This window comes from Stenotrophomonas sp. YJH_SMC_82 (assembly GCF_059368875.1).
Window position 1 is genome coordinate 1,017,092 of sequence record NZ_JCAFSE010000002.1, and the last position, 18,520, is coordinate 1,035,611.

The window sequence follows — 18,520 nt, forward strand, 5'->3', positions numbered from 1 at the left end:
CCCCTTTTTCCTAGCGGCTGAAGCGGCGCGCGCCGGCGACGCAGATCACCGCGACCAGAGTCACCAGCACCATGCTGAGGCTGACCGATTCGTGCAGCAGCAGCGCGGCCAGGGCCAGGCCGAAGAACGGCTGCAGCAGCTGCAGCTGACCGACGGCAGCGATGCCGCCCTGGGCCAGCCCGCGGTACCAGAACAGGAAGCCGATCAGCATGCTGAACACTGCCACGTAGCCCAGTGCCCACCACGCCGAGGCACCGACCGCAGTGAACGAGGCCGGGCGCATCAGCACCGTCAGCGGCAGCATCACCGGCAACGCCAGCAGCAGTGCCCAGCTGATCACCTGCCAGCCGCCCAGATGACGGGCGAGCCGACCACCTTCCGCGTAGCCCAGCCCGCACACCACGATCGCCGCCAGCATCAGCAGGTCGGCCTGCAACGAGGCTTCGATTCCGTTGCGCGCGGCATAGCCGACCACGCAGGCACTGCCCAGCAACGAGAACAGCCAGAACGCCGGGCGCGGCCGATCGCCACCGCGCAGCACGCCGAACACCGCTGTACTCAACGGCAGCAGGCCAAGGAACACGATGGTGTGCGCCGACGACGCGTGACGCAGCGCGAGCGCGGTCAGCAGCGGGAAGCCGACCACAACGCCGAGGCTGACCACCACCAGCCCCGGCAGGTCGCCGCGCCGCGGCCATGGCTGGCGCAGCAGAAGCAGCAGCCCCAGACCGAGCACCGCGGCGATGGTGGCGCGTGCGGCGGTGACGAACCCGGCATCCAGCTGCAGCACCGCCAGGCGGGTGGCCGGCAATGAGCCGGCGAAGATCACCACACCGATGAAGCCATTGATCCAACCACTCGCCGACCGTTCCACGCCTGTACTCCTGAAGGTGCCGGACGATGCCCGGCTGCAGCTGTATGGAAGCATCCGGCGCGGAACGACCCCAGCTACAATCCAGTACAGCCGCAAGTAACTGTACTGCCCACACTTCCACTACGGTTCCACCATGCCGCGCCCGCTCACCCGCATCGAATCGGTCATCCAGACCGTCCGCACCCGCATCAGTGCACGGGTGGATGGCCCCGGCTCCCGCCTGCCTTCGGTACGTGCGCAGGCGGCGACCATGGGGGTTTCAGTCTCCACCGTGGTCGAGGCCTACGAGCGCCTGGCGGCCGAAGGCCTGATCAGTGCGCGCGCAGGCTCGGGCTTCTACGTCAGTGGCCCGGCCGCACCGCTGGCGCTGGCCGAAATGGAGCCGCGGCTGGATCGCGCGGTGGATCCGCTGTGGGTATCACGGCAATCGCTGGAAACGCCCGCGGGCGATCTCAAGCCAGGGTGCGGCTGGATGCCCAGTGACTGGCTGTATCACGATGGCGTGCGCCGCGGCCTGCGCCGGCTGGCGCGTGCCGATGCCATGCAACTGGTGGACTACGCTGGTCCGCTCGGGCTGCCCGCGTTGCGCCAGCTGCTGCAAAGGCGCAGCGCCACGCTTGGCATCGATGCACCGATGGAGCAGATCCTGCTGACCGAATCCGGTACGCACGCGGTCGATCTGCTCTGCCGTTTCCTGCTCAAGCCCGGCGACTGCGTGCTGGTCGATGACCCGAGCTACTTCAATTACCACGCGCTGCTCAAGGCGCATCAGGTGCAGGCCATCGGCGTGCCGTACACGCACAGCGGCCCGGACCTGGAGGCGTTCGCGCAAGCCCTGCAGGCGCATTCGCCGCGGCTGTACATCACCAATTCCGGCCTGCACAACCCGACCGGCGCGGTGCTTTCGGCCAACACCGCGCACCGCCTGCTGGGCCTGGCCGAACGCAGCGAGTTGATCATCGTCGAGGACGACATCTTCGCCGACTTCGAACTGCAGCCGGCACCGCGGCTGGCCGCGCTCGATGGACTGTCACGGGTGATCCACGTCGGCAGTTTCTCCAAGACGCTGTCGGCAGCGTCGCGCTGCGGCTACATCGCTGCGCGCCACGACTGGATAGAAGCACTGACCGACCTGAAGCTGGCGACCAGCTTTGGCGGCGGCCATCTGGCCGCGCAGTTGATGCACATCGCGCTGACCGATAGCGGTTACCGCCGCCACATGCAGTCGATACGTTCGCGCCTGGCCGATGCACGCCGGCACACACTGCGGAAACTGCAGGCGCTGGGCATCACGCCGTGGCTGCAGCCGGAAGCCGGCCTGTTCCTGTGGTGCCAGCTGCCCGACGGCCGCGACGCCGCCGCACTGGCGCGGCAATGCCTGCGAGAGGGCATCGTGCTGGCGCCGGGCAACGCGTTCAGCCAGTCGCAGCGCGCGGCCGACTATCTGCGCTTCAACGTCTCGCAGTGCCAGGACCCGAGGATCTGGCAGGTGCTGGCGCGGGCGTTGCGCTGAGCTGGATGCAAGCCGGTCAGCGCAGGCAGGAGCGACCCGCGGCAAAGGCACTTGCATGCCACGGTACAGTGGTATGTCCCTGTTGCAGGAATGCACGCATGTCTTCGTTCTCCGATCCGCAGGCCGTTGCCCGCTATGCCGAGGGCCCGCTGCGCCAGGTGCCGGGCTTCCTCGCGTTGCAGCAGATGAGTCGCCTGCTGCTGGCCGAACACGTTCCTGCGCAGGGCCGCGTGCTGGTGCTGGGCGCCGGTGGCGGGCTGGAGCTGAAGGCATTTGCCGAGGCGCAGCCGGGCTGGCAGCTGCTGGGCGTGGACCCGGCTGCACCGATGCTGGCCCTGGCCGAACAGACACTGGGCCAGCTGATGTCGCGCGTGCAGTTGCTGGAAGGCTACATCGACGATGCCCCCGACGTGCGCTTCGATGGTGCCAGCTGCCTGCTGACCCTGCACTTCCTCGACGGCGCGCAGCGCCTGCACACGCTGCGGGAGCTGCACAGGCGCCTGCAGCCCGGCGCGCCGCTGGTGGTGGCCCACCACAGCGTGCCGCAGGATCCGGCCGGCAAGCTGCGCTGGTTGCAGCGCTACGCCGCGTTCGCCGAAGCCTCCGGCGTTGCCCACGCCGATGCACAGCGCGCGATCGACGCCATTGCCGAGCGGCTGCCGCTGCTGGCCCCCGAACAGGAGGTCGCCCTGCTGCAGGAGGCCGGCTTCGACGATGTGGAGCTGTTCTATGCGGGCTTCAGCTTCAAGGGCTGGGTGGCGTACGCCGGCTGATGCCTACGGCACCACCGTGATGCCGATGCGCTGCATCAACAGCGCCACCTGCTGGACATCCAGCGTGGCGCCACGCAGGTTGGTGCTGCGCAGGTCCAGCTCGCCCAGATCGGAATTGGTCAGGTCGCAGTCGGTGAAGTTGGCGCTGTTCCAGTCGATTCCCTCGAACTGGCCACCGGACAGGTCCGAGCCGGCAAAGCTGGCGCCGCTGACGTTTGCACCGTCCCAGCGGTTCTCCCACAGTTCGCATTTCTCCAGCGTGACCCGCGAGAAATTGGCATAGCGCAGGTTCGACTTCTTGATGAAGGCGCTGCAGAACCAGCTGCGCGTGGTGATCTGGTTCATGAAGCTGGCGTTGCTGAAATCCGCACCCTGCGCGCGGCACTCGCTGATCTCCAGGCCCAGCGCCTTGATGAAGTTGAAGTGGCACATGCTGATGTCGCAGCTGCGGAAGCTGGCCTCCTTCAATGTGGCGCCATTGAAGCGGCAGCCGCTGCGGCTGTCGGCATCGTAGAAGCTGCAGTTGATGAACTCGGTGGCGGTCAGGTCGGCACCGGAAAAATCGCACTCATGGAACTGCTGGTCGACCACTTTCTGGCCGGTGTACTGGTCCGCGCCGATGCGCAGCTTGCGGTGAACGGTGGGGGACATCAGGGATTCCATGCCAGGTGCCCCGCCATCATGCCGGGCCGCGAGGGCGATCCATAGACGTGGGCGCGGGCGGATTCACCGGCAGTCCAGCCGCCCTGTGCCCCGCCCAAACGCAGCATGCACGTTGTTGCACGTTAATGCACGAACGTGCAGACTTGCAGCATGAGCTCCGATCCCAGCCCCCTCCCCGCCCAGCGCACCCGGCAGATTCTGGAGGAACTGCGCCAGCAGGGCCGCGTGGTTGCCGCCGAGCTGGCGCGCCGCTATGCCGTGTCCGAAGATTCGATCCGCCGCGACCTGCGCGAGCTGGCCGCGCAGGGCCTGTGCCAGCGCGTCTACGGTGGCGCCGTGCTGCCACCGCCCAAGGAACGCCCGCTGCGCGAGCGGCTGACCCGCGACCGCGGCGACAAGGCCGAGCTGGCCGCCCGCGTCTGCGCGTTGCTGCAACCCGGCCAGGTCGTACTGCTCGACGCCGGTTCAACCAACCTGGTGATCGCCCAGCAGTTGCCGGCCGCCCTCGGCTTGACGGTGATCACCAACGCGCCACAGATCGCCACGGCCGCCAGCCTGCTTGAAGGCACCTCGGTGCAGCTGATCGGCGGGCGCCTGGCCAGCGGTGGCGGCGCGGTCGGCGCCGAAGCACTGGCCCAGGTGCAGCGCCTGCGCGCCGATGTGTACCTGCCCGGCCCCTGCGCGGTGGACGGCGACACCGGCGTGTGGGCAATGGATGCGGAAGAAGCCACGCTGAAGCGCGCGATGGTGGCCTGCAGCAGCCGTGTCATCGTCGCCGCCACGACTGAAAAGCTGGGTGCACGCGGCAACTGGCAGATTGCCAGCCTCGACGAGATCGACGACCTGGTGCTGACCACCACCGCACCGCCCGCATTGGCGGCACGCTTCCGCGCCGCAGGCATCGCGGTACACCCCACTCCCCCCTGACCGTACCGCTCATGTCCGTTGCCAACCGCGCGCGTGCCGAACAGCACGCGACCCGCGCTGCGTTCTTCATTCCCGGCTTCGCCACCGCGCTGTGGGCCACCCTGGTGCCGTTCGCAAAGGCACGCACCGGGATCAACGACGCCACGCTGGGGCTGGTGCTGCTCTGCCTCGGTGCCGGTTCGCTGCTGGCGATGCCGTTGTCCGGCGTGCTGGCCGCGCGCCTCGGTTGCCGGCGGGTGATGGTGGCCAGCAGCCTGCTGATCTGCCTGACCGTGCCCGGCCTGGCGCTGGCCGGTTCGGCCTGGACACTCGGGCTGGTCCTGTTCGTGTTCGGCGCCGCCGTGGGCGCGATGGACTGCACGATGAACGTACAGGCCGTCATCGTCGAGCGCGAAGCACGGCGCGTGATGATGTCCGGCTTCCATGCCTTCTTCAGCATCGGCGGCTTCCTCGGCGCGGCCACCATGACCGTGCTGCTGTCCGCACAGCTGCCGCCCTTGGCATCCGTGCTGATCGGCGTCTGGGCCATGCTGCTGGTGATGCTGTTGTCGGCGTCGTACTGGCACAGCGAACGCATGCCGCACGACACACCGATGCTGGCCCTGCCGCATGGCATCGTGCTGTTCATCGGCGTGCTGGCGTTCGTCGCCTTCCTCGGCGAAGGCGCGATGCTCGACTGGAGCGCAGTGTTTCTCAGCGATGTGCGTCGCGTCGATGCCAGCCTTGCCGGCATCGGCTATGTGACCTTCACCCTGACCATGACCGTCGCACGCCTGTTCGGCGATGCGCTGGTGGCACGCGTGGGCCGCCAGCGCGCGATCGTGTTCGGCGCGTTGCTTGCCGCCGCGGGCGTGCTGGTGCTGACCCTGGTCACGCCGTGGCAGGCATCACTGCTCGGCTATGTGCTGGTCGGTCTCGGCTGCGCCAACATCGCACCGGCGCTGTTCTCGCTGGCTGGCCACCAGACCCGCATGCCCGGCGCGCTGGCCATCACCGCCGTTTCCACGCTGGGCTTTGCCGGCATCCTTGCTGGCCCGGCACTGATCGGTTTTGCCGCCAACCACTTCGGCCTGATCGCTGCATTCATCGGCGTGGCCACGGCCTTGTTGCTGGTGGCGATGTCCACGCGTTGGCTGCGGGTGTAGCCCAGGGCATCAGCGCCGCCTGCGCCGCAGCTTCATCCGCAATCGCCGATAGCCGATCACCGTCGCCGTGGCACACAACGCGGTGCCGGCAGCGCTCAGCAGCAGCAACACCGCCAACCGGGCACCTTCCTGGCGCAGCATCGCCGGCAGGTCCCAGCTATGCAGGAAGTAGAACAGCCAGCGCCCCACCCGCTCACGATGCCCCATCGTCAGCAACGGATCGCCGGTCGCCAGATCGAGATAGATGCGCGTCGCCTCGGCATCGCCAAAGTCGACCACTGCCACCGGGAAGCGGCGTACTGCTGCGCCGTTCATGGCCTCGGGCGCACGCGGATAGAAGTAGGCGTCCGCTGCATGCTGCACCATGAAACCCTGCATGGGCGCAGCGGACAACGCGCGTACCTTCTGCTGCAACCACGCGGCGGGCAGCAGCTTCATCCCCCGAAGATGCCCTTCACCTTCGGACACGATGCGAGTATCACCCTGCCCATCCAGCAGCACCGCAAACAGTTCACCACCGATCCGTCGCCACTGGATCTCCACCGGCCGGAAGCGCTCGGCATCGGCCACCGCCAGGAGCTTTGCCGGCTCACACAACACGCCATCCACCGCCACCGCGCCGCCCCGATAGCGTCCGCTGTCGATCGCCTCGCGCGTGCTGCTGAAGACGCCCAATGGATTCATCGACATCAGGCCGCTGAAAATCCAGGTGAACACGAAGGCCGCAGCACACAATCCGATCAGATGGTGCCAGCGCATCCACGACTCCACGTACGGCGTCTTCGCACCGGAACGATAGTGCCCACGAAAACGCCAGCGCCACACTCCCACCACGGTGCCGCTGATCGCCGCCACCGTGCACAGTGCGGACAGCACGATCACCACCCACGTCCACACCGGGTCGACCGACTGCATGCGCAGGAAGTACAGCCAGTGCAGCCAGGCGCCCACATAGTTCCAGCGCTGCTGCACATGCGGGGCGTCCAGCACCACTTCGCCAGTACGCGAGGACACATACAGGTCACCCGGCTGCGCGCCGCCCACCTCGACGCGATACAGCGGTCGATGCACGTCCAGCGCGCGCGAATGCGTCCAACGGTCCTCGTTCACGCGCATCGCACCCACGAAGGCCTGGCCGCCCGCGAACTGTGCAGCGGATGCTTCGGCGCGCTGTGCCGACACCGGCAGCAGCGCCTGGCCGGTCACGGCAGACCAGGCGCCCACGTTGCTGCCACTGCGCACCACATACGCCGCCTCGCCACGCAGCGTGGTCAACGCCACAGCCTCCGGCTCGGCCTGCACGGCAGCCGGCAGTACCGACAGCCCCTGCAGGTCGCGGGCCTCACCCAGCACCGGCAACGCCGCCAGCCGCTCACCGGGTGTCAGCTTCGGGTAACCAATGAACAGCATCACCATGCCGCTGACGAACCACAGCAGCATCAGCAGGCATCCGCCGATGCCCAGCCAGCGATGCACCAGGTAGGTCCAGCGCTTGGCGGTGGAACGCAACGTCATCGCCAGCGTCCTCAGAAGCGATGGTCGACGGTGAATTCGACGCGCCGGTCCGCACCCAGCAGCCACTGGGTGCTGGTGTAGTACGCGGTGGCGTAGTACGCCTTGTCGAACACGTTGAACAACCGCGCGGACAGCCGCGTGCGCGGTGCCGCCTGCCAGGTCAGTGCCAGGTCGGTGGTGCTGTAGCCGGGCAGCTCCAACGTGTTGGCGTTGTCGGCGTAGCGCTTGCCGACGTAACGCACGCCACCCGCCGCACTCCAGTCCGGTGCGAACTGCCAGCTCAGCCACACACTGGCCAGGCGCTCGGCTACGTTCGGCGGCACGTTGCCATCACGCGATACCAGCACCGCCGGCGAACCCGTGGTTTCCAGGAAGTCCTCGAATTCGGCCTTCAGCACCGTCGCGTTGGCATCCAGCGTCCAGTGCGGCGCGACATTCCAGGTCAACGACGCTTCAATACCGCGCGAGGTCTGCGCGCCCACCTGCACCCGGCGATCCGGCACCAGCGGATCGCGGCTGAGCAGCCCGGTCTTGCGGATGCGATACGCCGCCAGCGTCCACTCGCCACCGTCGAAGGCCTGCTTCAGGCCAACCTCGATCTGCCGGCCCTTGGCCAGGTCAAAGGCGCCGTTGGCCGGGCTGATCATCAGCAGGCCACTGACCGGGTCCGCCGCCTGCGAATACTGCGCATACAGGCTCAGCGTCGGCTGCAGCGCGAGTACCGTACCCGCACGCCAGCCTGTGCTGCTGTAGGTCTTCGAGAACGCGTTCTGGCCACTGATCAGATCGGTGCGATCAATGCGCGCGCGGTCGTGGCGCAGGCCACCCAGCACCGACCAGCGCTCGCTCAGCGCCAGCCGGTCTTCCACGAACAGCGCGTACTGCTCGGCAAGGTTGCGGTAGCGCGGCAGGTTCGGCGCGTCGCTGGCGAACTGGCCCGGCACCGGATCGAACGGATCGACCGGGCCCGAGCTGCCGGCATAGGTGTTGTTGGTGTGCTTGAAGTGCGCGCGGTTGGCATCCAGGCCCACCGCGAAGCTGTTCGCCCAACCGCCCACATTGCCCAGCACGCGCAGCGTCGAGGTCAGTCCGGTCTGGTCCTGGTTGTGGGTGATCTCGGTATTGCCCGAGCGATCGATCAGGCCGGTAGCGCGGTTGTAGACATAGGCCTCGGCATTGCGCCAATCGCGCTGGCTGTCGATCTGATAAACCCGCGTGCGCCATTCCACGTTCGCGTTCGGCGTCCACAGTGCATCGACCTGGGTCCAGCGGTCGCGGAAGCGGATCTCGCTGTCGTCCACGTTGTAGTTGCGGTGGCGCAGCGCCTCCAGCTGGCGGCCCTCGACCAGCGGCGTGCCGAAGTAGCGCATCGGTTGCTGGTAGCCCTGCGCATGGGTGAGCGTCAGCTGCAGGTCCGCACGCGGCTGCCACAGCAACGCACCGGAGAACGTCGCATCGTTGTTGCGGCCACGGTCGACCCAGCCACCGCTGTAGTTGCCACTCACATCCAGCCGGTAGGCCAGCTCAGGCGTCAGCGCGCCACCGCTGCCGAAACCCAAGCGCGCGGTGTCCTCGCTGCCCACGGTCACGCTGATCTCGCTCTCGATCGCCCCACGCGTGGGCTTCTTCGGCACGATGTTGATGACACCGCCGATCGCACCGTCGCCATGGATGACCGAGGCCGGGCCGCGCAGCACTTCGATGCGCTCGATCGACCAGGTATCGAACGGGAACGTGATGCCCACGCCGCCGTACTGGCGCAGCCCATCGTACAGCCGCATCACCGAGGCACCGTCGGTGAAGCCGCGGCTGGACAGCGCACTCAGGCCATTGCCCGGATGCGGCATGGCACTGATCGCACCCGCTCGGCTGATCGCATCGTTGAGGTTGCTGTCGCCGCGCTGCTCCAGCTGCTCGCGCGAAATTACCGTCAGGCTGGCCGGTGTCTGCAACACGCTCAGGCCCAACGCAGAGCCCGCGCTGGCGGTGGACGACAGTTCAACGCTGCGGGTATCGACCACCCGCACGGTATCCAGCGTGGTCGGTGGGGCCGCGTCAGCGGCAAGTACGGGGGCGGTGTGCAGGAGCAACGCGCACAGGACAGGCAGCGTCGCCCGGCGCAGACGCGCGGGGTTGGGGTTCGTTTTCATTTTTTCACGGCATGCAAGGCCACCCCGCAATGGCAGGGCAGCAATCAGAAAGGGACAGACACGCGCGTGCGGGCACCGGCCGTGGCCGGCAACCTCATGGAAGGAAGATCAATGCAGCGCGCGTGCGGCTCAGGCAGCCATCAGTGCCGGCGGCCCACGCGCGCCCAATGTGCCGCTGATCCGTTGCGGCAACGCCCGCACCGCGCCGCGCAGTGCGCGGCACACCGGTGCCATCGGCGCCAACAGCAGCACGGCCGCCACCAGCAGGGTGATCAGCCGTGCAGCGATCAGGCAGTAATCGCAGTCCACGCCCATCTCATGATCGGCGTGTGGGTCGGCGGGCGGCTTCTTCGTGGCCCCGTGCGGCATCGCCATCACATGATGGTCGTGGTGCCCTTCCATCGCGTGCTGTGCATGCTCTGCGTGCATCGCATGGTCCATGGCCGCCACCGGCGCAGCGGCAGCCACGTGACCGTGTGCCAGCCAGCGGCTCACCAGCGGGGCGAGCAGCACCAGCAGCATGGCAAGCCATGCCAGGGCCTGGAACCGGCGGTGGAGGACAGGACGGCGCACGCCGCCATTCTACGGGGCCACGGCCAACCTTGGACCGCGTTCAGGGTTGGCCCCCTGCGACACGGTGACGCAGGGGCTCGCCTCCAGCGGCGACATGTGAATGCACCGCACCGCGGTCCCCACGCTTGCAGGCCCCACCTAGCCAACGTTAGGGTTCAGATGGCCACGGCGAGGAGCCAGGGGGATCCGCATGACCACTCGCATCACACACCGGCTGCGCATCAGCCTGCTCGGCCTGGCCGCGCTGCTCGCCGCCTGCGCCGACAAGGGGCCGCCCCCACCGCCAGAGCCGCTGGAACTCTCACAGCCCATCGCCGTGGACACGCCGGGCCAGCAGGTGCAGTTCGAGTTCGAAACCACGGCGCGCAATTTTGCCAGCTACCGCACTTATGCGGTGGAACTGGAACTGCAGCGGCGAAGTCCAGCTACAACGGGCACGCCCGATATAGCAAGTATCAACATCCCATTCGAAGTATCCCTGCAGCGTCGGGAAGGTACTACCTGGCAGGAGATTGCAACACAGGACAGCTATCAGGCACGCGCGCGCAACGGTGTTGAGCCGCTCCCCTCGTGGCACCACTCTGAGAGCTGGCGCTATGCCTCGCTCGCATCAGGCAGCGACGGCAGCTACCTCCTGAACGTGACAGCGCTGCCGCTGGAGCTCGACAGCAGATACCGGCTGCAGATTCAAACGGTCCATGCCATATCAGGACTGCAAGACTATTCGGCAAGGCTAGTCGTGCACGCCTCGCGTCCTGCAGGGAAGTGACACCATTCATTCGAAGGAACGAAGGAGTTTCCATGAACAAGCCCCGCTACAGCCTGGACATTGTCATTGCCGCACCCGGCACCCCATTGCTCGATCCCGATTCGGGAAAGCAGCAGCTGACGCCCGATGGCACTCCTGATACTTCCGGGCCTGGCCACATGTTCTACGTTCTGCACGCTCCAGGTAAAGCGGCGCAGAGTTTCGGCTTCGCACCCGTCGAGCATGGCAGCATGAATGGTCCCGGGCGCATCGTCAGAGACGACGTGAAAGTCTATAAGGACCCCGCCCATGTCCGTACCATCGAAATCACCGAAGCCCAGTACAACAAGCTCAAGGCGTTCGGCGACGATCCAGTGGCGCACGGCTTCAGCAAGCACTACGCCGACGTGCGTCACAACTGCGTGGACTTCACCTGGGACGCATTGAATCATGCCGGCATCCAGCGCAAGCACAGCCTGGACGTGAACAGCATCGGCGGCCCCGTCGGCCAATTGCTGCCAGACGTCCGCATTGCGCTGGGCGTCCAGTCACAGGGCAAGGACGGTTATCGCCCCCTGCGCAACATCCATGGCGTGGACAGCATTGAACCGCCCTTCCCCAACAGCGAACTCAACCGCACCACCACCCATCCCCTGCCCGAGCGCAGCTTGAAGCAGCGTCTGCTCAGCGAAACCGATGGTATTGATGGCCCCTTGGGCGAGCGTCTGGCTGCGGACGCGCGCGCACCGGGGCACAGCCTTCATGCCTTGGACCAGAAAGTGCGTACCGCACTCGCCCAGGCCAGCGAACAGCAGGGACTGCCCCCCGGAGAGGAGCACGAACGAGTGGCCGGCCATCTGACCCACGCGGCGGTGCAGGCCGGCTTCAGCGAAAAGGACACGCTGCAGGTGGCATTCAGTTCAAACAGCACCGCCGAGGCACCCGGCTACGTATTCCTGCATCGCAGCGGCGACACCGCCTCGCCGGACCCTGCCGCCAATCGCCAGCGCCTGTCCCTGCTCGATACGCAGCAGGGCGATGCGGACACGCTGTATCAGCAGGTCAACGTGCAGCAGCAATCCCGCGACGCAAGCCGGCTGGCGCAGGACGAGCAACAGGCACAACAGCAGGCGTCGCCGCGCATGGCCTGACCAAACCGCGTCAGGCGCAGGCACCGTTCCCGCATCAACTCACGTACTGCGCCTGCCCATTGCCAAACGACCAGTTCTCCTTCTTCACCTCCACCAGGTTGATGAACACATCCTCGCGGCGGATACCCACCGCCGCATGCAGGCCATCGGCAATGCCCAGGTACAACGCCTTCTTCTGCTCCAGCGTGCGCCCTTCGTTCCAGGTGATCTGGATGCAGATGAAGTCGTCGGTGCGATCCCCGCCCAGGTAGCCGGGGTCGTGGATCAGCGTGCCGGGCGCGTGTTCCTGGAAGATCTGGAAGCGATCATTTTCCGGCACCCCCACCGCGCGCATGGCCTGGTAGATGGTTTCGCCGACGCGTTGCAGGTAGTCGGCGGATTTACCTTTGCGAAGATCGATGCGGGCGAGCGGCATGGCGGCACTCCAGAGTGGATGGGCACGGCAACGGGCTGAGACTACGCCTGCCCGGGGCGGCGGGACAGCGCAGGGATGGAACCCTCTGGCTCCATGCGTGGCATGGTCCCGCCTCCGCCGCGCAGGGTGACGCGATTGCCGTGGCGGCGCCGCTCTGGAGTCGTCTCGTGCACGGTCGGCAGGGGCGGCGATGTGCGCCATCAGTGATGGGCCGCACTACTCGCAGGTGTCCGACGGCACACATCGGAAAACGTCTGGCCTGCCTAGGGCCAGTTGAGAACTTTCCTTACAGACTGATGTGATGGCCCGGCTTGAAGATCGCCGCGCCGAGGCAAGACGCCTTGGCCGGGATTGGCGTCTCGAATAAACGAACAGGCTTCAAGGACTGCGAGAGAAATCGCAGTTGAGAGAATGCACCGACTGCCCTCAATGGCGGGCGGTGCGTGGGGATCGCAAGATCCGCCAGGCGTTCTTCTCCCTTGAAGCTTGTTTGCCTTGGCACGCCAACCCGCACCGTCCGCCACCTTCACTCCAGAAGGTGGCCCTACGCCAGTGAGGGTTTCGCCATGACCAACCGAACCGCCATCCATCCCCGCCTGCACGCGCTTATCGGCGACGTCGCAGCCGACGTGCCCGAAGACCTTGCGCGTGAGATCGAATGCGCTCTAGCGGAGCGACTGCTGCCGCCTTCGCGCCCAACGTTCCTTTCCTGCCTCGATGCCATCCGCGCCGGTGATGACCAAGCCGGGCGCGCATGTACCCCGCAGACACTCAGCGCCACAGGCTTCGGCTCGCTCGACCGCTCGCTGGCCGCTTTGAATGCCGTACTGGATCTACTGCATGCCGCCGAACGTGCGCGCCTGGATGGCGATCCGCAGGATCAACTCGGTGACTTCCATCGGGACGGATTGATCGTTGCCGCACGCCAGATCGCGCGCGCTGCACAGGATGGGCTAGGCCATGCCATGGGATTCGCGGCAGGAAGACCTGGCTGATGCACGTGCAGCAAAGATGGCCCATTGCTGGAGGCCCTTTTTGTTCTGCAACATGGTAGGTGGCACAGGGATGGACGCGGCTCTTCTACCCAGCGAAGGCGGCCATTGCGGTATATGATCCACTCGGATCGGTGCACGAACGCCACGGTCATACTGCCTAGTCAAGTCATCTTGGACAGCGCTTTCGGGGAAAGAAAGGATGCATACATTCAAAAGGAACGCGGGCGATGAATCCGCCTGCGCATCAAGGGTTGGAGTTCGTCTCCGAACACTGGTTGCAGCAAGTACTTGGCTACACATTGCGCTGCCAATTGGGCTTGGCCTGCCTCCATCCGCGAACGCTGCAGGTCCGGAGACGGTTACCTACATTCATACCGACGCCCTTGGCTCCCTTGTTGCTGAGAGCGACGCCAACGGCAACGTGATAAAGCGTTATGACTACGAGCCCTATGGGACCCTGGTAGGAGGACAGGTCACCGACGGACCCGGATACACAGGGCATGTGAGCGACTCGACTACGGGCTTGAGCTACATGCAACAGCGATACATGGATCCGGAGCTGGGAGTCTTCCTCTCAGTGGACCCGGTCTCAGCGTATGACCAGCCTGTAGGCCAGTTCAATCGCTATCGGTATGCCAACGGGAATCCGTACAAATTCACTGATCCAGATGGGCGAAATCCAGCCCTGCCATTCATCTATGGCGCGATAGCGGGGGGCCTGTCCAATATTGCCATCCAGAAGCTGATGAATCCGGATAAACCAATCGATCAGACGCAGGCATTGATAGCAGCAGGGGTGGGTTCGGTCTCAGGCGGCGTGGGCGGTATCGCTGTCGCAGCCGTGGAGTCTGGAGTGATTTCTGTCGGCCGAGCCGTTGCCATTCAAGCAGCGGCGAATTTCGTCACTGGCGGCGCCGGTGCCGCCGCAGAGAGCGCCCTCAAGGGAGAGCCGATTTCCGCTGGTGGAGTGCTCACGGCAGCGACCGGAGGCGCTGTTGGTGGTCTGGCAGGTTCCGGTGTTGCAGCTGCAGCAGGCGACTTCGCGGGACCAGCCGCCAAAGGCGCTCTGAATAGGCTGAGCAGCTCCGCATCTCCCGGCGCCCCGAACATCGCCTCCACCACCGCATCAACAGGAGTCGCAATTCCTCGTCAGTCGATCACATAAGCGGGAGCATCACAGCTAGGGCAGAGCACCGCCGGAGCCGCCGTAGATGCGGCACAAAAGACGATGGAGAAGAAGAAGTGAATCCAGTACTACGTGGCTTTCTCGCATACCAAGCCGGGGGCATTCTCGTTCTTGGCGCCCTCTACTTCATTGCGATTCAATCAGGAAATCCGCATCCCTTTCGCGCATCATTCAGATTGTGGGCGGCGTATGCAGTTTTCTTTGCTGCCATATCTGCATTTGAGCTAGTAAAGCGACGACGGTATCGCAATCGGCGATGATCGGCCTCTGAAGTCGGGCTGCGCTCAACAATCGAATGAGAATCGAAAAGCGCTGAACCTAAAATCGGTCATCCAGACGTCCTCGAACTTCGACCATCGACTTGCAAGGACACGGATAGTGGAGTTCACGAAGGGTTTCGAGTACGAAAGCGTACAGGTGATAGTGGAGCGGGTAATCGAACGCAGAGACCTGCTTGACTATGTACGCACAAGCCTTTTCGCTAGGGAAAAAGTCAAAGCGGGCCAGGGTAAGCTAGTAGAGTCCCATATCCATCTGACGGCGAGTCACCGGTTACTTGGAGCCGACACGACCTCCATGCACTTACTCTGCGCATACGAAAAAGCCGGCTGAAAGCCGGCTTCTTCGTAACACCTGAAAAGTCAGGTCTACTATTTGGTGGGCGGTACAGGGATCGAACCTGTGACCCTTGCCGTGTGAAGGCAATGCTCTACCGCTGAGCTAACCGCCCGGTGTGTTGCTGAGCCGCTCATTATAGGGGCTTTTCAGAGGCCGTCAACAGTTTTTCACAGTCGTGTTCACGGGCATTTCGGGGCACGCAGCCGGGCATGACCCGACGCTACCGGAATCACATCGTATGGGTCGGTTTGTCCGAACCGGTCAGCCCGGCCAGCAGGGTCTCGATCTTGTGGCGCACGCCCTCGCCTTCGGCACCGTCGGCCAGCTGCACCCCGATGCCGGCGGTGCGGTTGCCCTGTGCGCCGGCCGGGGTCACCCAGATCACCTTGCCGGCCACCGGCAGGCGCTCGCTGGAATCGGGCAGCGTCAGCAGCAGGAACACCTCGTCGCCCAGGAAATAGCGCTTGGGCGTGGGCACGAAGATGCCGCCATTCTTCACGAACGGCATGTACGCGCTGTACAGCGCGGCTTTGTCCTTCACAGCCAGGGACAGGATGCCCTGGCGGGCGTTGCTGGCACTCATCGATTTCCCCTTGCGGCAGGCCGCTCGTTCACCTTGTTCCAGGCCAGCAGCAACTCGACCACCGCAAGGTCTGCACGCACCGTGGTGCGCAGCAGGTCGCGGGTGCGGTTGGCCGCATCGAACCAAGCTGCAAGCTTGTGCAATCGCTCCGGCGTGGTCAAGGCATCGGTACTGGCCTGGGCCAGCGCCAGATCGGCAGCGAAGCGCAGGCGCAGCGCCGCGTTGTCATCACCGCACCACTTCTGCGCCAGCTCCACCGCGCCGGTCTTGCCGGCGGCCAGCTGTTCCAGATCTCGACCAACTTCGCGGCGCAGGCTCAGGCCGTCTTCGCGCAGCCAGTTGTCGGCCTGGCCGGGATGGCCGCGGGCGGCCTCCAGCGCTTCGCGCGCCGATGCTTCACTGTGGCCCAGCTGCTGCAGCCAGGCCAGTGCTTCGTGCTGCGGCGGCAGCTTGAATTCCAGTCGCTGGCAACGGCTGCGGATGGTCTGCGGCAGGCGTGCCGGGTCGCTGCTGATCAGCCACAGGTAGCGGCCGGGCTGCGGCTCCTCCAGCGTCTTCAGCAGCGCGTTGGCGGCCGAACGGTTGATCGCATCGGCCGGATCGACGATCACCACCTGCGCCACGCCGTACTGCGGGGTCAGCGCCAGCTTGTCGGTGATCTCGCGCACCTGCTCGATGACGATCTCGGTACGCAGCTTGTCGCCGCTCTTGTTCGGAATGAAGCTGACCAGCTGCAGGTCCGGATGGGTGCCGGCGGCGATCAGCTGGCGCGTGCGCGTGGCGTGCGTTGCATCACCCTGCGCCAGCACGTGGTCGGCCAGCGCCAGCGCCACCTCGCGCTTGCCCAGCCCGGCCGGGCCGCAGATCAGCAGGCCATGACCGAGGCGACCGGCGTCGAGCGCAGCCACGGTCTGGTCGAACGCGCGCTGCTGCCACGGCGAAAACGTGCTCATGCGCCCTCCCCTTCCTGCAGCCAACGCTCGACATGTGCAACCACATCGGCGGCCACGCGTTCCTGCACCTGGCCGGCGTCGATCAGCGCGAAGCGCTGCGGGTCCTGCTGTGCGCGGCTGCGGAACACGGAGCGCACGCGCTGGAAGAAATCGTCCTGCTCGCTCTCGATGCGGTCCGGCCACAGGTCACGGCCGTTGGCGCGTGCGCGGCCGACGGCCACGTCCACATCCAGCAGAAGGGTCAGCCCTGGCAGCAGGCCGACCGCGCGGCGCTCCAGGTCGGCAATCCACTGCGGGTCAAGCCCGCGGCCACCGCCCTGGTAGGCGTAGCTGGAATCGGTGAAGCGGTCGCTCAGCACGTAGGCGCCGCGCCGCAGCGCCGGCCGGATCACCTGGCGCACATGCTGCGCGCGCGCGGCGAATACCAGCAGCAGCTCGGCTTCGGCGCTGAGCGGTTCGGCAGCGATCTCGGCATCGGGCTTCAGCACCAGGCCGCGGATGCGCTCGGCCAGTGGCGTACCGCCCGGCTCGCGGGTCAGCACCACCTCGTGGCCGTGGCTGCGCAGGCAGTCACGGATGGCATTGATGGCGGTGGTCTTGCCTGCGCCCTCGCCGCCTTCCAGGCTGACGAAACGCGGGTGGCGAAGCAGCGCGGGACTCATTGCGCCGGGGTCTCCTGGGTACGTTGCTGGCGCAGCTGCTGCAGGTAGCGAGCTACGGCGGCGTTGTGCTGGTCCAGGCTGGGCGAGAACACGTGCGCGCCGCTGCCGTCGCCCACGGCGACGAAGTACAGCGCATCACCGGCGGCCGGCTGCGCCGCGGCCATCAGCGCGTCGCGACTGGGCATGGCGATCGGGGTCGGGGTCAGGCCGGCACGGGTATAGGTGTTGTACGGCGTATCGGTGGTCAGGTCGCGGCGGCGGATGTTGCCGTCATACGCGGCACCGATGCCGTAGATCACGGTCGGGTCGGTCTGCAGGCGCATGCCGATCTTCAGGCGGCGCATGAACACGCCGGCGATCTGCGGGCGCTCGCTGGCCAGCGCGGTTTCCTTCTCGATGATCGACGCCAGCGTCAGCAGTTCGTAGGGCGTGTTGATCGGCAGGTCCGGCGCGCGGCTTTCCCAGGCTTCGTCCAGCGCCTTTTCCATTGCGGCGTGGGCGCGCTTGAGCACGTCCAGATCACTGTCGCCGCGCTGGTAAACGTAGGTCTCCGGCAGGAAGCGGCCTTCCGGGTGCTGGCCACCGAAGCCAAGGCGCTGCATCAACGCGGCGTCATCCAGGGTATCGGTGGTGTGCAGCAGCGGCTCGGCGCGCTTGAGTGCGGCACGCAGCTGGCGGATGTTCCAGCCCTCGACAATGGTGACGCGGTGCTGCAGCACCTTCCCGGCGCGCATGCGCAGCAACAGCTCGCGCGGGGTCAGCTCGCCACTGAGCGCGTACTCGCCCACCTTCAGCTTGCCGGCCGCATCGAGCTGGCGCGCCAGCAGTTGCCACTGGGTGTCCTGGCCCTCGTCCACGCCGGCATCGCGCAGCTTGCGCAGCACGCTGTTCATGCCATCGCCGCTGGCGATGACCACGCTCTCGGCGGTCGGGGTGATCGGGGCGTCGGCGAAGCGGGTCTGCTGGTAGAAGAACCACGCGCCCGCGCCGGCCACGACGGCGGCCAGCACCACCACCAGCGTTACCACGAACAGACACCCGCGCTTGGCTCCCGCCATGGACTACCTCTGAACTCG

Annotated in this window: 18 protein-coding genes and 1 tRNA gene; 8 read left to right on the forward strand and 11 right to left on the reverse strand. The window is 66.1% G+C overall.

Features of this window, described 5'->3' with window-relative positions:
- Positions 1 to 10 precede the first annotated feature (10 nt).
- Complete coding sequence (locus tag AC5P53_RS12460) at positions 11 to 874, reverse strand: DMT family transporter (RefSeq protein ID WP_032958514.1); 864 nt, start codon at positions 872 to 874, stop codon at positions 11 to 13.
- Between the two features lie 133 nt (positions 875 to 1,007).
- On the opposite strand from AC5P53_RS12460, the gene AC5P53_RS12465 reads away from it, so the two are divergent.
- Positions 1,008 to 2,387: an aminotransferase-like domain-containing protein gene (locus AC5P53_RS12465; RefSeq protein WP_069117551.1), complete on the forward strand. Its 1,380-nt coding sequence runs from the start codon at positions 1,008 to 1,010 to the stop codon at positions 2,385 to 2,387.
- A gap of 98 nt (positions 2,388 to 2,485) precedes the next feature.
- Positions 2,486 to 3,160, forward strand: a complete 675-nt coding sequence (locus AC5P53_RS12470; RefSeq protein ID WP_164109383.1) for a class I SAM-dependent methyltransferase — start codon at positions 2,486 to 2,488, stop codon at positions 3,158 to 3,160.
- A gap of 3 nt (positions 3,161 to 3,163) precedes the next feature.
- Here the strand turns inward: AC5P53_RS12470 and smqnr are convergent, their stop codons facing one another.
- Positions 3,164 to 3,811, reverse strand: coding sequence for a SmQnr family pentapeptide repeat protein (gene smqnr / locus AC5P53_RS12475; RefSeq protein ID WP_014646203.1), 648 nt, complete (start codon positions 3,809 to 3,811; stop codon positions 3,164 to 3,166).
- A 162-nt stretch (positions 3,812 to 3,973) separates the two neighbouring features.
- Between smqnr and AC5P53_RS12480 the strand changes: the two genes are divergently transcribed.
- Entirely contained in the window at positions 3,974 to 4,750 is a 777-nt protein-coding gene (locus AC5P53_RS12480) for a DeoR/GlpR family DNA-binding transcription regulator (protein WP_019659483.1), read from the forward strand.
- Positions 4,751 to 4,761: 11 nt separating this feature from the next.
- On the forward strand, positions 4,762 to 5,895 hold the full coding sequence (locus tag AC5P53_RS12485) for an MFS transporter (RefSeq protein ID WP_241887200.1): 1,134 nt from the start codon (positions 4,762 to 4,764) through the stop codon (positions 5,893 to 5,895).
- Positions 5,896 to 5,904: 9 nt separating this feature from the next.
- On the opposite strand, the gene AC5P53_RS12490 is transcribed toward AC5P53_RS12485, so the two are convergent.
- The 3 genes from AC5P53_RS12490 to AC5P53_RS12500 form a co-directional block, all read right to left on the reverse strand.
- Positions 5,905 to 7,410, reverse strand: a complete 1,506-nt coding sequence (locus tag AC5P53_RS12490; protein WP_241887199.1) for a PepSY domain-containing protein — start codon at positions 7,408 to 7,410, stop codon at positions 5,905 to 5,907.
- Between the two features lie 11 nt (positions 7,411 to 7,421).
- Positions 7,422 to 9,560 carry a TonB-dependent receptor gene (locus AC5P53_RS12495; RefSeq protein ID WP_241887198.1) on the reverse strand — a complete coding sequence of 713 codons (2,139 nt, stop codon included), beginning with the start codon at positions 9,558 to 9,560 and terminating at the stop codon, positions 7,422 to 7,424.
- Between the two features lie 129 nt (positions 9,561 to 9,689).
- Complete coding sequence (locus AC5P53_RS12500) at positions 9,690 to 10,082, reverse strand: DUF2946 family protein (protein WP_241887235.1); 393 nt, start codon at positions 10,080 to 10,082, stop codon at positions 9,690 to 9,692.
- Positions 10,083 to 10,323: 241 nt separating this feature from the next.
- Here AC5P53_RS12500 and AC5P53_RS12505 point away from each other — a divergent pair, with 241 nt between their 5' ends.
- Positions 10,324 to 10,902: a hypothetical protein gene (locus tag AC5P53_RS12505; protein ID WP_241887197.1), complete on the forward strand. Its 579-nt coding sequence runs from the start codon at positions 10,324 to 10,326 to the stop codon at positions 10,900 to 10,902.
- A 32-nt stretch (positions 10,903 to 10,934) separates the two neighbouring features.
- A complete protein-coding gene (locus AC5P53_RS12510; protein ID WP_241887196.1) occupies positions 10,935 to 12,032 on the forward strand; it encodes an XVIPCD domain-containing protein in 1,098 nt (365 codons plus the stop codon).
- 34 nt (positions 12,033 to 12,066) lie between these two features.
- Here the strand turns inward: AC5P53_RS12510 and AC5P53_RS12515 are convergent, their stop codons facing one another.
- A complete protein-coding gene (locus AC5P53_RS12515) occupies positions 12,067 to 12,447 on the reverse strand; it encodes a tautomerase family protein (RefSeq protein ID WP_241887195.1) in 381 nt (126 codons plus the stop codon).
- A 566-nt stretch (positions 12,448 to 13,013) separates the two neighbouring features.
- Between AC5P53_RS12515 and AC5P53_RS12520 the strand changes: the two genes are divergently transcribed.
- The gene (locus AC5P53_RS12520) at positions 13,014 to 13,442 is read left to right on the forward strand and encodes a hypothetical protein (protein ID WP_014646194.1); all 429 of its coding nucleotides are present in this window, start codon (positions 13,014 to 13,016) and stop codon (positions 13,440 to 13,442) included.
- Between the two features lie 199 nt (positions 13,443 to 13,641).
- Positions 13,642 to 14,607, forward strand: coding sequence for an RHS repeat-associated core domain-containing protein (locus AC5P53_RS12525; protein WP_241887194.1), 966 nt, complete (start codon positions 13,642 to 13,644; stop codon positions 14,605 to 14,607).
- Positions 14,608 to 15,283: 676 nt separating this feature from the next.
- Here AC5P53_RS12525 and AC5P53_RS12530 read toward each other — a convergent pair.
- The 5 genes from AC5P53_RS12530 to mltG all read right to left on the reverse strand — a co-directional run bounded on the left by AC5P53_RS12530 (position 15,284) and on the right by mltG (position 18,502).
- A tRNA-Val gene (locus AC5P53_RS12530) sits at positions 15,284 to 15,358 on the reverse strand.
- 117 nt (positions 15,359 to 15,475) lie between these two features.
- Positions 15,476 to 15,829 carry a PilZ domain-containing protein gene (locus AC5P53_RS12535; protein ID WP_005412452.1) on the reverse strand — a complete coding sequence of 118 codons (354 nt, stop codon included), beginning with the start codon at positions 15,827 to 15,829 and terminating at the stop codon, positions 15,476 to 15,478.
- Positions 15,826 to 16,782, reverse strand: a complete 957-nt coding sequence (locus AC5P53_RS12540; RefSeq protein ID WP_046429215.1) for a DNA polymerase III subunit delta' — start codon at positions 16,780 to 16,782, stop codon at positions 15,826 to 15,828. Before AC5P53_RS12540 ends, AC5P53_RS12535 begins: the two co-directional genes overlap by 4 nt.
- Complete coding sequence (tmk, locus tag AC5P53_RS12545) at positions 16,779 to 17,444, reverse strand: dTMP kinase (protein ID WP_241887193.1); 666 nt, start codon at positions 17,442 to 17,444, stop codon at positions 16,779 to 16,781. The genes AC5P53_RS12540 and tmk overlap by 4 nt, the downstream gene beginning before the upstream one ends.
- Positions 17,441 to 18,502: an endolytic transglycosylase MltG gene (mltG, locus tag AC5P53_RS12550; RefSeq protein WP_142234361.1), complete on the reverse strand. Its 1,062-nt coding sequence runs from the start codon at positions 18,500 to 18,502 to the stop codon at positions 17,441 to 17,443. The genes tmk and mltG overlap by 4 nt, the downstream gene beginning before the upstream one ends.
- Positions 18,503 to 18,520 lie beyond the last annotated feature (18 nt).